This is a genomic window from Pseudomonas sp. EL_65y_Pfl2_R96 (genome assembly GCF_963970905.1).
GTDB lineage: Bacteria > Pseudomonadota > Gammaproteobacteria > Pseudomonadales > Pseudomonadaceae > Aquipseudomonas.
Window position 1 is genome coordinate 341,136 of sequence record NZ_CAXAQH010000002.1, and the last position, 11,420, is coordinate 352,555.

Genomic DNA, 11,420 nt, shown 5'->3' on the forward strand with positions numbered 1-11,420 from the left:
GTGCGGGTTGATTGTCCCTGGACGGCAGGGGACACCGTTGAATCAGGCTGCTTGCTTCGCCGCTTGGGCGTCGAGGTAAGCGGCCAGGTTGTGCAGGTACACCACCGGTTTGGCGCGAGCCGAGTTGTGCAGGCGCGTCACGACCAACTGGATGCGGCCTGCCTTGATTTCGCTCAGCAGGTAACGGTCGGTGCGGATGTGGGTGAAGTAGTGCTCACGTACCGCCGTCAGGGATGGGCATGGCGTGGCGAACTGACGGCGCAGTTGGTCGAGGGTGTTGCTCACGCTGCATCCTCCCCGAACCCCTCCGAGCGGGGCCCCAGCTTCAGGCGGATCAATTCGGCCAGACCCTCTTTGCTTTTGCCCATGCCGGCGGCGCAGACGTGGCCCTTTTCGTCAGCGACCACGGCACCGAAGGGGTACTCGGGCGAGTTGGTCGGGGTGACGTAGACTGTCTGGCCTTTGTGGATGACGTTGTTGACGCAGCGGAATACCTCGGCCAGTTCGGTGCTGAGTGCCGGCATGTTTTCCAGCAACTGGACCGCTTCGGTCGAGGCTCCGACCAGCGTTGCGCGGCTTATGACCCCAGGGCAGTTGAGGTAGATCGGAATCAGCTTTAGGGCGCCGAGTGCCTGGGTATAGGCGTTGAGTTGATTGGTTTTCATGCTGCGGCGTCCTTTTTTGTGATGGTGATTCCCAGCTTCTTGGCCAACCAATCCACTCCGTCCTCCTTCACCATCACCACGGAGTAGTGATGGCATTTGTTGATCGAGGGGATCAAGGTGCTGCGCGGGTCCGAGAACAGGTAGCCGCGGTCGCGGTGCTGGCTGGCAAGGTCGCCACTGCTGTTCAAGATGCCCAGCTCCCGCAGCCTGGTGCGGAAGGCACGGGGCTTGAGTCCGAGCAATGCGGCGGTTTCATCCAGGGTGCGGTTCATGGCGCTGTCCTCAGGCGGCTGCGCGGTGGCGCAGAATGTCCACGATCGAATTGAGGTTCTCGCGGAGCGTGGCCAGGCAGGCGTCGTTCGCCAGCATCAAGTCCTGCTCAAGGCAGCGGATGCCGTCTTCGCTGACGTGTGCGTTCACCGCCGGTGCCGATGGTCGATACAGGTGAATCACCACGCCGCCCCGGTTGCGGATGAACTGGGCTTCGTTCTCGAATCGTAGGTCGCTGACTACGAAGCCGCGTGCGGTGTCGTGGGTGCGGGCCAGCAGGTCGAGATTCTGCGCGGCCAGCAGTAGCCACAGCTCAGGGTGCACGTTGTTGCGGCCCCACTCGGTACCCAGCGACTGCATCAGTTCACGCGGAGAGCGACCGAGCCACGGCAGCGGGTGTTCCTTCTGCTCGCCTTCGAAGTCGCAAGGGCTCAGGTTGAGGATGTGCATCAAACCGTCACGCAACGGATCGGCGAAGGCGTACGACTGGAACCCGTGGTTGTTCACCAGGTGCTGCGCGGCGGTGTCTTTGCCAGAGCGGGCGCGGCCAGCAAGGCCAATTAAAAGAGGCGTCATGCTGCATCACCCCCGAATGGGCCGGGCTCATACCCGGATACGTCCGATTTTGCAGGCGCCAGGCGGCAACCCGGGGTAATGATCACCAGTAGGCCGGTGCGTTTCTGAATGGAGTCAACCGCCTGAGGGCTGGTGCATGCTGCGGGGTGCAGGTACACCGGGCAGCGGGTAGGACTGTGCTGTGTCGTTTGCATGTCTCGTACTCTTGGTGAGAGGTGTACGAAACAAAGTTAGCAATGGCTAAATATATTTACAATAGCTACCGCTAACTTATTTTCTTGTGGACCAAAAAAAACCGCAAACGCGGTTTCTTTGATGGAAAGGTTAGGCTCAGGCTTCGGATGTATCCCAATCAAACCAATGTGCTGTGGTGCGTTTGAACCAAGAGAGTTTGCAGAGGTAAGCAGCTGCTTCTTCTTTGGTGTACAAGGATCTGATGACGTCATCCCTTGCTAAAAGTTCTAACGCTGGCAGTGTCGGTGGTTCGTCAGCTTCGATGCGTCGAATGCGGCTTTTGAGTTGACGCATCAAATCATCAGGAATAGGGCGCGCGCAGGCCAGTACTTCGGCCTCGATATCTAGATAGCGCTTACGCAAGTCATTGTGAAGCCATGCCCTTTGTCCTGTTCCTACAACCAGGTCAGTCGCGGATGCGACGGTGACTAGCAACGCTGATATTGTTACAACATATGTTGGGGCGTGTGTCAGCAGTGATGTGACAGTGGCGGATCCAGAAATAACACCGACAAAGGCAGTGAATCGTCCCCAGCGCATAAAGAAAGCAGTTCTGCGCATATGATAACGAATGCAGCGCTGAACATAGAACGTTAGTTCGTACAACTCTCCAGCTGCTTTGTCGGTGTCAGTCATTTCAAGGATCTCGGCGAGGTGGAGGCGGCACAGGGCGACTTTCGGAGATCGTATTTGGGCCGCTGCCTTTCTCGCGGCTTTTGCCATCGTTGAAGCTATCCCTGCTTGGTTTTGGCTGGGTTGGAGGAGTCGGACGTGGTGGCTGTTTAGGCTTGTCGTTCATCTAGCATAGCTCCTTTGTGTGTTCGGTAATCCGATTACGTCCCGTCATTCAGTCACCTGGCTAGGGGGAACAATCCCGCCGACATAGTGAATTTTTACTATGTCGCTTCGCGGAATATTCAACCTGCCATACCCGTCATTAACGGACATGAGGCTTACTTCATCGACGTTTGAGTAGAGCAATTCCTTGATCATGCACTGCCCGTTGGTGCAGTAGATAACGACGTATTCCCCTGGAACCAATTCATGCTTTGGCTCGCACCAAACCACCCAGCCATTGCGTATAGCTGGAGCTAGCGCATCCCCTTTGATGCGCAGCGAGTAAACAGCCGGATCTGAAGTGGGTACATCAACCCAGCCAGTTGCTGGTGCCAGCTCATCCCAAAATCCGTCTTGTTTCAATTGGGCTACTCCTTGAATGGGAGCCCGCCGGAAAGGGTTTATAAGACTTGGTGCCTGGTCAATGCCAAGCGCCAAGCCGTCCTGGGCTGAGCGCGCGGGCATCAACAGTGTTCCGCCAGTAAGGCCGATCTTATCTTCAAGATTCTTTGCGGCCTTATCACCTAATGGCCTATGGCCATTCAGCAATTGGGAAAGGTATGACGGATCTAGATTGTACCGGTCGGCAAACTCTTTGGTTTTGAGGTCGCCGATCAGGGCCCTGAGGGCTTCAACGCGGAGCTGGCTGATATTCATTTAGGCATCTTAGAACCGTTTAGCATTTTGTAAATTGCAATCAGCTATTGTTAATGGCGTTAGCGGCTGCTATCTTTTTGCGAAACGGAGGTGCACATGAGCTTGCATGCATACATAAAGGGACTCGATAAAGCTGCGTTGGCTGAGCTGGCTGTGCGCTGTGGCACGACAGTGGGGCAGCTGAAGCAAATTGCGTATGGCAATCGACGTGCTAGCGGCGGTCTGGCTGTATCCATTGAGCGTGAAACACAGGGGAAGGTTACCTGTGAGCAGCTTCGCCCGGAGATCGATTGGGCTTACCTGCGTGGTTCCAAGTCCACATAACAAGGGTGCCGGGCTGGGGCCTCTCACCAAAGAATCCCCCAGCCGGCTACGACGATACACAGCACATGCACATCGGTCGTAGTCGTAGGATAGGTCGTACCTTTTCTTATGGCTAGGCCGTAAATGGGGAATTTACGGTTATGAGTAGCTCAAATCAGTCGCCGGCCAATGGGCCGGTTCTTTCGCTGCGTAAAGCGCTATATCGGGCGGGTCATGATTTTCGGGGCGGAGTGACCGCACTGGCGCTGGACATGGTCATTGACTACGACACCCTCCAGAAGAAACTCAAACACGACGAAGAGCGCCGCTGGCTAGATCCTGATGAGCTTGAAGAGGTCATCCGGCTGACCGCGAATCCGCTGCTGCTTGATGCCTTGATGCGTCCCGCTGGAATGGTTTGGTACAAGCCCGAGCCGGCGGCACCGACTAAGCAGGCGTTACTCGCAGTGAGCCGTCTGCTGCATGAAACGGGTGTATTCGTTTCGAGCATGCATGATGGGGCGGCCGACAACATCTGGGAGCCACATGAAGTAGCTCTGCTGGAAAAGCACGGCGCTGATGTGATTCGCAAGGTGTTGGGCATCATGGCCGGTGCTCGGCAAGCGATGGAGGATCGCCTAAATGGATGATATCGATCGCGCCAACGACCAAGCGCAATACCTGCTCGACGTTTCTATCCACCTCAACCGTCGTATCCCAACGACTCGCGTCAGTGCGCAGTTCTGTGAGGACTGCGATGAACCTATCCCGTTGCTTCGACAGCAGACGATTGAAGGTTGCGAAACCTGCGTCAGTTGCCAGGGGTTGCGGGAGCGGCGCAGATGACTGATAAAGACAATGGATTGCCAACTGCTGATTGGGCTCAGTTCTACATCGACACGTTTGGGTGGGCGCTGGTCCCTATTGAGCCCGGTGAGAAAGGTCCGAAGGGGAAGGGCTGGAACAAGCCGGGCGGGTACATCACCGACCCGCTAGCCGCTGAAGCATTCTGGAAAAGAAATCCTAACCACAACCTGGGCGTCGTGCTTGGGCCGAGTCGCGTCTGTTCGTTGGACGTGGATGACGTGCAGTGGACGCGTCACGTGTTGTACGAGCTGCTGGGCCTTGATCTGGATGCGATGGCCGTGGTGTATCCGACGATTGTCGGTAACCCGCTGCGGTTCCGCGTGCTGTTCAAGTTGCCGGACGGTATCGAGCTGACCCGGCATTCGCTTTCGTGGCCGAATCAAAATGACCCGGACGGTTCGATTTTCAAGGCACTGGGAGCGAAAGCAAAGGCGGCGAAAGAGCTTGGCGATGCAGCGGGTGAAGCGGCAGCACAGGCAGAAGCCGAGGATTACAAGCGCTTCACTGTGTTCGAGTTGCGTGCTGGTCTGGTGCAGGACGTGTTCCCGCCGTCGATCCATCCGGGCACTGGCAAGCCGTACACCTGGCGTACGCCGCCGAATGCCACAGATGGTTTGCCCACGCTGACTACTGAACTGTTGGCCATTTGGCAAAACTGGGACATTTTTAAGCGCGACGGTGAAGCGGCCTGCCCGTGGGCGCCCAAGCCGAAAAAACCGGTGGCCAAGGTTATCAAGCGTGCACCACCCACGGCGGGTAAGCCCTCGGTGATTGACGAGTTCAATCGCAGTCATGATGTTGAAGAGCTGCTGCGATCGCATGATTACATCAAGCGCGGCAGTAAGTGGCTGTATCCACACAGCGGCACCGGGCTACCAGGTGTGACGGTCAGTGACGGCAAGGTGTATTCGCACCATGGCGCCGATCCGCTCGCGAACGGTCATCAGAACGATGCGTTCGAGGTGTTCTGTTTGTTGCAGCACGGCGGTGATCAGTCTCGCGCCGTCAAGGACGCGGCGCGGTTGCTCGGTATGCAGCATTCTTCTCGACCGGATCCGCGTGATCTTCCCCTGACCCCATCTGGTGACATGAGCGAGCCGAACTGTGCGGCGGACGGCAACAGTGAGGCCGCTCCGGCTCCTGACGGGCGCGCGGGGGAGGTGCTGACGCTTGAACAGATTCTCCGCCGGTATGCGCTGGTGGAAGGAACCACTCATGTGTGGGACTTCGACCAGTCTCGGGTGATGAAGAAGTCGGCGTTTGAGGCGCGTGTCGGCAAACCGCTGGCAAAACAATGGGGGGAAGATACCGAGCACCGCAAGCTGATATCAGATGACCATGTGCGCGATATCGAGCAGTCACGGCGCATGGCCGGTAAGAAGGGAGGTGCCTTCGGGATGCCACCGACCGAGCGTTACGTATACATCGATGGCACGAAGGACGTTTGGGATCGAGAGAAGAAACGCCGCGTTGCCGAAGGCGCTGTGAAAATGGCGCTGGGCGACACGTACCCGTTGTGGTTGAACAGTAGCGAGCGGCGGGTGGTCGATGTTGACCATATCGTCTTTGATCCGACGATGACCAAAGACCCGAGTGTTTACATCAACACGTTCGACGGCCTGCCGCTTGAGCCGGTCAGGGACGATGATGCCTGCGCGAACCTGCGCTGGTTGATTTCGTTCCTGTGCAACCACGATGAGGACGCGGCGCGGTGGTTAACCCGGTGGATGGCGTACCCGCTTCAGCACCTGGGCGCGAAGATGGATACAGCGGTTTTGATGCATTCCATCATGGAGGGCTCGGGCAAAAGCCTGTTGTTCGCCGATGCACTGGGGATGCTCTACGGCCAGTACGCCGCGACAGTCGGGCAGACGCAGCTGGAAAGCAACTTCAATGCCTGGCAAAGCCGCAAGCTGTGGTCGGTGTTTGAAGAGGTTGTCAGCCGCGATCAGCGATACAACCAGGTGGGCAAGATCAAGCATTTGATCACCGGCAAAACGGTGCGCATGGAGTCCAAGTTCATCAATGGCTGGGAAGAAGCCAACCACATGAACGCGGTGTTCCTGAGCAACGAGATCATGCCTTGGCCGATCAGCGAGAGCGATCGGCGGATGCTGGTGATGTGGCCCGAGCAGACCCTACCCGAAGTTCGCCAGAAGGCTATCGGCCAAGAGCTGAAAAACGGCGGGGTGGCGGCGCTATATGGCTGGCTACTGTCGATAGACCTGGGTGACTTCGACGAGCGCACTCGGCCGCCGAATACGGACGCGCGTGAACGCTTGGTGGCGTTGAGTCGGGCCGGTTGGCAAACATTCCTCAACCTTTGGAAGTACGGCGAGCTGGGGCGAGATTTATGGGGTGTGTGCCTCTCGACCGACCTCTACTCGCTGTTCCTTGAGTGGTGCCACCGCAATAAAGAACACGTGATGAGTCAGACGAAGTTTTCGCTGTTTATTGGCTCGGAGGTGGATAAAACCCGGTCCATTCCCTGGACTGAAGGCAGTAACCGGCGCTTTGGTGCGTTCTTCTTTCCCAATGATCCCGGCGCTTCCCAGCCCCCATCACTGAAGGCGGCAGACCTGGGCAAGACTGTTAGCGACTGGCGTGCCCAGGCGAAGCTGGCAGGGTGGAACGTGGACAACTGGGAACACGTGAAGGCGGCTGCGGCATGAGTGCGCTTAAAAGTGTGTTGGGTGTGTCGGGTGTGTGTTGGGTTGGTTTTCGAGACTACACACAGGTTTTGTCCTTGAATTTCACGGGTTTGCGGGCGTTGTGTCGGGTGTGTTGGGTTTGGTGTCGCGTGCGCGCATGCGTGACGTTAATTCGATGGCGAGCAACGGTAAGAACTTTTTCTTATGCGAGGACAGATGAACCCAACAAACCCAACACACTAAACACAAAGTTGTTAAAGGTATTGAATTTAAAGGGATTTATTTGTGTTGGGTTTGTGTTGGGTAGTGAGTTTTTTGTGTCGGGTTCGTTTTCTCGGGGGGTAGGGCGATGATCGAGGCAATGGAAGTGCTGCTGAAGCATTGGGGCGAGCAGCTTCGGCGTAATGGTGAGGTGGGCGGCATGGGCAGTCCGATGGCGACGATCATGGAGTGGGGCGGTTGTGCGCCGCGTGGTACGCCTGGGTCGCGGATCATCCTCAGCGGCGGGGCTGGGCCTGATGAAGTTGCGCAAGTGGTTGGTGCTGCGTTGTCGGATCTGGCTCGGCAGGACGAGCGGGGCGAGCGGTTGTATCGGTTAGCAGTCTTGCGATATAGCGATGATCCGGCGCCGACCTGGCTGATGCAGCTTCATCTGCTTGATTCGTTGTCCAGCGCCAAGCAGACCTATTACGACCTGGTGCACCGGCTGCATCAGCGGTTGTTGGAGGTGCTGACTGAACGGGCCGAGGCTCGCAAGTGGCTTGCCACTGGTCGGGGTGGTTTACCTCAAAGTCTCCTCAAAGCTGCGTCAAAGTCGCGTCAAGCGGGATAACCGAAAATGGCCCCTTTTCGGTTCCGTACTCAGGGGGTAAAAAGTCCCCACGATATGAAATTTGCGCCTTGGCGCTGACCTCGCACGTGCTGTGCAGCTTCACCCGGCCTTCCCTGAGCCGGTCACCTAACCCCGCTTCGGCGGGGTTTTCTATTCTCGGCGAACGGCGCAACCAGTAAGGACAGAACATGACGAATGAACAGCAGGCGCTGGCGGAAATGCCGATCTGGTTAGTGATCCTCTTGGCCTTGGTCGGCGGTGTTTCGGGTGAGATGTGGCGAGCAGATAAAGACGGTGCGCGGGGCTGGGCGTTGTTGCGGCGGTTGGCCTTGCGGTCTGGTGCCTGCATTGTCTGTGGTGTGTCGGCAATGATGCTGATGATCGGTGCTGGAATGTCGATCTGGACGGCGGGCGCGTTTGGTTGCCTCACCGCAATGGGCGGCGCCGATGTGGCGATCGGGCTGTATGAGCGTTGGGTTGCGAAGCGGCTCGGCGTGAGTGAGGTGCCTGTCGATGTCCAATCTGAACAGTGATCGGCGCGGCAGTAGCACTGAGCGGGGTTATGGGTACAAGTGGCAGAAGTCTCGCGATGGACATCTGCGGGAACATCCCTATTGCACCATGTGTTCGACTGATCAGCGGCCTGTGGCTGCGACCATCGTTGACCACAAGATCGCTCCCAAACTGAAGGACGCTAAGGACAGCGGTGATCCGGTGCGTATCAAGGCGGCATGGAAGCTGTTCTGGAGCCCGAAGAACTGGGCGAGCCTGTGCAAGTTCTGCCATGACTCGACAAAGCAGCGGATCGAGAAGAGCGGGCGGCTGCCCGGGTGCCGCGTCGATGGCAGGCCGATCGATCCGGGGCATCACTGGAACCGGTGACCGACCATCCGCACGCACCAAAAAATGGCACAACCCCGAGGGTAGGGGGGGTGAAAAACTTCATTTGGACTTCCTTCTAGACCGCTCGCCCCCCTCTTTACGCAAAGTCGGGAAAAATGAGGGAGGGGGGGTATCAACAGGCAGGGGTTATTTATGGCCGGAAATGGAAACTCGGGGCGCCCCGGAATGCCGGCGGCGCTCAAACTTTTGCAGGGAAACAAGGGGCGGGAAAATATTGATGACCTGCTTGCGCAGGTAGCAAAGCCGGCCGTACCGGTGGGCGCACCTCCAAGACCCGATGTCTTGTCTGCTGAAGCGATCGCAGAGTGGGACGAATTGGTCCCCGCGCTGATCTCTCTGGGCATCGTTTCGCAGTTGGATTCGATGGCACTGGCCACGTATTGCCAGGCCGTGGCGGATTGGCGTCGCTACCAGCGGCTGATCACTAAGCGCAACGCCGCATCCGATGATGAATTGGGCGGCGATATCCAGACTTTCAAGACCGGCGCGCAACAGATGCACGTACTTCGGCAGCTCGCGAACGACGCGGAGAAGCGTGCCAATGCCGCCGGCGCCCAGTTCGGCATGTCGCCAATGTCCCGGCGCAATCTGAAAACTGCCCCGGCACCGCAAGGTGATCTATTCCCAAATGACCAACGAGACGCCGCAGACAAATACTTCAGCTGACGACCGAGTGACTGGCTTTGCCCACGCCGTCCTGGCTGGCGAAATCGTCGCCGGCCCCCATGTTCGAAACGCCTGTAAACGCCACCTTCGAGATCTTGAACACGGACCGTCTCGCGGTTTGATCTGGGATCTTGAGAGAGTCAACCGTGCCCTCGGTTTTTTCGAAGATGTCCTTTGCCTCAACGGTGGCGACTACGAAGGCATGCCCTTCATGCTCGCGCCCTGGCAAGCCTTTGTCGTCGGTAGTTTGTTTGGCTGGATGACCGTTGACGGTTATCGCCGCTTCCGACTCGGCTACATAGAAACAGGAAAAGGCTCGGGTAAAAGCCCCCTGGTCGCCGGCATTGGTCTTTATGGTTTGGTTGCCGACGGTGAGCAGCGCGCCGAAATCTACGCGGCTGCTACCAAACGCGACCAGGCAATGATCCTGTTTCGTGATGCCGTGTCGATGGTCGACATGTCGAAGAAACTTCGCTCGCGACTCGTGCAGTCAGGTCGGGACGAAAAAGTCTGGAACCTGTTCTATCCGAACACCAACTCCTTTTTCCGGCCCATCAGCGCCGACGAAGGCAAGTCCGGCCCGCGGCCGCATATTGGTTTGCTCGACGAGTTGCACGAGCACAAAACCGCATCCACCGTGAACATGATGCGCGCCGGTACAAAGAACCGTCGCAAAGCCATGGTGGTGATGATCACCAACAGCGGGTCCGATAAGAAAACGGTCTGTGGTCAGTATCACGATCTGGGCGTTCGTATCTGCGCGCAGATTGAAGACAACGACAGCTTCTTCGCCTTCATCTGTTCCCTGGACGAAGGCGATGATCCACTGAAGGACGAAGCCTGCTGGCCCAAGGTCAACCCTTCACTCGATCACATTGCTGAAGGTCAAAGCGATGGCATCCCTGGTCGCATGTATTTGCGCGAACAGGTTCAGTCGGCCAGAGGCCTGCCCGCTCAAGAGTCGGTGGTGCGCCGTCTGAACTTCTGCGAATGGACATCGGCAGACGCCCCATGGATTTCTTGGGAAGTCTGGAAGCAAGCCGAAGAGCGCGTACCCATGCGGCTGCTGCGAAACCGGCGCTGTGTCGGCGGGCTCGACCTTTCCAGCACCACGGACCTGACGGCATTCGTCCTTATCTTCTGGCCGACGCTACACGATCCGCACTGGAGGTTGCTGCCGTACTTCTGGATTCCAGATGACGACCTGCAAGGGCGAGAGGATCGGGACAAAGTCCCCTACGCCATGTGGATCAAGGACGGCCACCTCGAAACAACGCCGGGCAGGGCCATCAGCAAAAAGCATGTACTGCTTCGGCTGGTAAAAATCTGCGCTTACTTTGACGTTGAGCGCATTGGCTATGACCGGTGGCGAGTCGAAGACTTGCTGCAATTGATGTCCGACGAGGACATCACGTTGCCGGAGATGGTGGGCTTTGGTCAGGGCTTCAAGGACATGGCCCCAGCAGTCGACGAGTTTGAGCGCCGGCTACTCGGCCGATCACCTGAGCAGGATGTCATCGATCTTGACCCGGCCGATTACGAAGTCATCGAAAACGAAACCGTTGAAACCCTGCGCCACGACGGCAACCCGGTGATGACCTGGTGCGCCGGCAACGCCGTGATCGTTTCTGATCCAGCCAACAACCGAAAGGCCGACAAGGCCAAGGCCACCGGCCGGATCGACGGCATTGTCGCCTCCATTATCGCCATCGGCACCAGCAGTAAGGCTGGCGGCCCGAGTGGCAAATCCATCTATGACGAAGGGGCGGGTATATGAAATTGGTCATCCTTTCATGGCTGGCCGGTCTGCTGGGCTTCGGACTGCTGGTCGTTGGCGTGGCAATGATCAGTCCGCCGGCTGCCTGCATTGTCGCGGGCCTCGGCTTGCTGGCCTGGTCATTCCTTGTCGATCGCGCATCCGCTGCACTCAAAGCCAAATCCAAACCCCAAGGAGGTTGA

The 11,420-nt window shown here is 57.7% G+C and carries 16 protein-coding genes; 10 read left to right on the forward strand and 6 right to left on the reverse strand.

All coding sequences use genetic code 11. The annotated features are described in order from the left end of the window. Positions 1-42: 42 nt before the first annotated feature. From AACY49_RS04215 to AACY49_RS04240, 6 genes are all read right to left on the reverse strand, one after another. On the reverse strand, positions 43-285 hold the full coding sequence (locus tag AACY49_RS04215; protein ID WP_339521774.1) for a pyocin activator PrtN family protein: 243 nt from the start codon (positions 283-285) through the stop codon (positions 43-45). Further along, positions 282-665 (reverse strand): hypothetical protein, encoded by a 384-nt coding sequence (locus AACY49_RS04220; protein ID WP_339521776.1) that lies wholly within the window; start codon positions 663-665, stop codon positions 282-284. Before AACY49_RS04220 ends, AACY49_RS04215 begins: the two co-directional genes overlap by 4 nt. After that, positions 662-937, reverse strand: a complete 276-nt coding sequence (locus AACY49_RS04225; protein ID WP_339521779.1) for a hypothetical protein — start codon at positions 935-937, stop codon at positions 662-664. Before AACY49_RS04225 ends, AACY49_RS04220 begins: the two co-directional genes overlap by 4 nt. A gap of 10 nt (positions 938-947) precedes the next feature. Then, positions 948-1,511 (reverse strand): deoxynucleotide monophosphate kinase family protein, encoded by a 564-nt coding sequence (locus AACY49_RS04230; RefSeq protein ID WP_339521781.1) that lies wholly within the window; start codon positions 1,509-1,511, stop codon positions 948-950. Between the two features lie 330 nt (positions 1,512-1,841). Continuing rightward, a complete protein-coding gene (locus tag AACY49_RS04235; protein ID WP_339521783.1) occupies positions 1,842-2,381 on the reverse strand; it encodes a hypothetical protein in 540 nt (179 codons plus the stop codon). A gap of 207 nt (positions 2,382-2,588) precedes the next feature. Further along, positions 2,589-3,239, reverse strand: a complete 651-nt coding sequence (locus AACY49_RS04240) for a LexA family transcriptional regulator (protein ID WP_339521785.1) — start codon at positions 3,237-3,239, stop codon at positions 2,589-2,591. 96 nt (positions 3,240-3,335) lie between these two features. On the opposite strand from AACY49_RS04240, the gene AACY49_RS04245 reads away from it, so the two are divergent. From AACY49_RS04245 to AACY49_RS04290, 10 genes are all read left to right on the forward strand, one after another. Next, complete coding sequence (locus AACY49_RS04245; protein ID WP_339521787.1) at positions 3,336-3,563, forward strand: transcriptional regulator; 228 nt, start codon at positions 3,336-3,338, stop codon at positions 3,561-3,563. 140 nt (positions 3,564-3,703) lie between these two features. Then, positions 3,704-4,192 carry a phage regulatory CII family protein gene (locus AACY49_RS04250; RefSeq protein ID WP_339521789.1) on the forward strand — a complete coding sequence of 163 codons (489 nt, stop codon included), beginning with the start codon at positions 3,704-3,706 and terminating at the stop codon, positions 4,190-4,192. Then, the gene (locus AACY49_RS04255; RefSeq protein WP_339521791.1) at positions 4,185-4,388 is read left to right on the forward strand and encodes a TraR/DksA C4-type zinc finger protein; all 204 of its coding nucleotides are present in this window, start codon (positions 4,185-4,187) and stop codon (positions 4,386-4,388) included. The genes AACY49_RS04250 and AACY49_RS04255 overlap by 8 nt, the downstream gene beginning before the upstream one ends. Then, positions 4,385-7,081: a bifunctional DNA primase/polymerase gene (locus AACY49_RS04260; RefSeq protein WP_339521793.1), complete on the forward strand. Its 2,697-nt coding sequence runs from the start codon at positions 4,385-4,387 to the stop codon at positions 7,079-7,081. Before AACY49_RS04255 ends, AACY49_RS04260 begins: the two co-directional genes overlap by 4 nt. Before the next feature lie 328 nt (positions 7,082-7,409). Beyond that, positions 7,410-7,892: a hypothetical protein gene (locus AACY49_RS04265; protein WP_339521795.1), complete on the forward strand. Its 483-nt coding sequence runs from the start codon at positions 7,410-7,412 to the stop codon at positions 7,890-7,892. 188 nt (positions 7,893-8,080) lie between these two features. Beyond that, complete coding sequence (locus AACY49_RS04270; protein WP_339521797.1) at positions 8,081-8,425, forward strand: phage holin family protein; 345 nt, start codon at positions 8,081-8,083, stop codon at positions 8,423-8,425. Continuing rightward, positions 8,406-8,774 carry an HNH endonuclease gene (locus AACY49_RS04275; RefSeq protein ID WP_339521799.1) on the forward strand — a complete coding sequence of 123 codons (369 nt, stop codon included), beginning with the start codon at positions 8,406-8,408 and terminating at the stop codon, positions 8,772-8,774. The genes AACY49_RS04270 and AACY49_RS04275 overlap by 20 nt, the downstream gene beginning before the upstream one ends. 186 nt (positions 8,775-8,960) lie before the next feature. Continuing rightward, the gene (locus AACY49_RS04280; protein ID WP_339521801.1) at positions 8,961-9,461 is read left to right on the forward strand and encodes a phage terminase small subunit P27 family; all 501 of its coding nucleotides are present in this window, start codon (positions 8,961-8,963) and stop codon (positions 9,459-9,461) included. Positions 9,462-9,579: 118 nt separating this feature from the next. After that, positions 9,580-11,238 carry a terminase large subunit gene (locus tag AACY49_RS04285; RefSeq protein WP_339521803.1) on the forward strand — a complete coding sequence of 553 codons (1,659 nt, stop codon included), beginning with the start codon at positions 9,580-9,582 and terminating at the stop codon, positions 11,236-11,238. Continuing rightward, positions 11,235-11,420 (forward strand): hypothetical protein, encoded by a 186-nt coding sequence (locus tag AACY49_RS04290; RefSeq protein WP_339521805.1) that lies wholly within the window; start codon positions 11,235-11,237, stop codon positions 11,418-11,420. Before AACY49_RS04285 ends, AACY49_RS04290 begins: the two co-directional genes overlap by 4 nt.

Excerpts from the sequence above, each read along its gene's own strand:
- AACY49_RS04220 (WP_339521776.1), bottom strand. The coding sequence starts at position 665 with ATGAAAACCAATCAACTCAACGCCTATACCCAGGCACTCGGCGCCCTA.
- AACY49_RS04225 (WP_339521779.1), bottom strand. The coding sequence starts at position 937 with ATGAACCGCACCCTGGATGAAACCGCCGCATTGCTCGGACTCAAGCCC.
- AACY49_RS04230 (WP_339521781.1), bottom strand. The coding sequence starts at position 1,511 with ATGACGCCTCTTTTAATTGGCCTTGCTGGCCGCGCCCGCTCTGGCAAA.
- AACY49_RS04235 (WP_339521783.1), bottom strand. The coding sequence starts at position 2,381 with ATGACTGACACCGACAAAGCAGCTGGAGAGTTGTACGAACTAACGTTC.
- AACY49_RS04240 (WP_339521785.1), bottom strand. The coding sequence starts at position 3,239 with ATGAATATCAGCCAGCTCCGCGTTGAAGCCCTCAGGGCCCTGATCGGC.
- AACY49_RS04245 (WP_339521787.1), top strand. The coding sequence starts at position 3,336 with ATGAGCTTGCATGCATACATAAAGGGACTCGATAAAGCTGCGTTGGCT.
- AACY49_RS04250 (WP_339521789.1), top strand. The coding sequence starts at position 3,704 with ATGAGTAGCTCAAATCAGTCGCCGGCCAATGGGCCGGTTCTTTCGCTG.
- AACY49_RS04255 (WP_339521791.1), top strand. The coding sequence starts at position 4,185 with ATGGATGATATCGATCGCGCCAACGACCAAGCGCAATACCTGCTCGAC.
- AACY49_RS04260 (WP_339521793.1), top strand. The coding sequence starts at position 4,385 with ATGACTGATAAAGACAATGGATTGCCAACTGCTGATTGGGCTCAGTTC.
- AACY49_RS04265 (WP_339521795.1), top strand. The coding sequence starts at position 7,410 with ATGATCGAGGCAATGGAAGTGCTGCTGAAGCATTGGGGCGAGCAGCTT.
- AACY49_RS04270 (WP_339521797.1), top strand. The coding sequence starts at position 8,081 with ATGACGAATGAACAGCAGGCGCTGGCGGAAATGCCGATCTGGTTAGTG.
- AACY49_RS04275 (WP_339521799.1), top strand. The coding sequence starts at position 8,406 with ATGTCCAATCTGAACAGTGATCGGCGCGGCAGTAGCACTGAGCGGGGT.
- AACY49_RS04280 (WP_339521801.1), top strand. The coding sequence starts at position 8,961 with ATGCCGGCGGCGCTCAAACTTTTGCAGGGAAACAAGGGGCGGGAAAAT.
- AACY49_RS04290 (WP_339521805.1), top strand. The coding sequence starts at position 11,235 with ATGAAATTGGTCATCCTTTCATGGCTGGCCGGTCTGCTGGGCTTCGGA.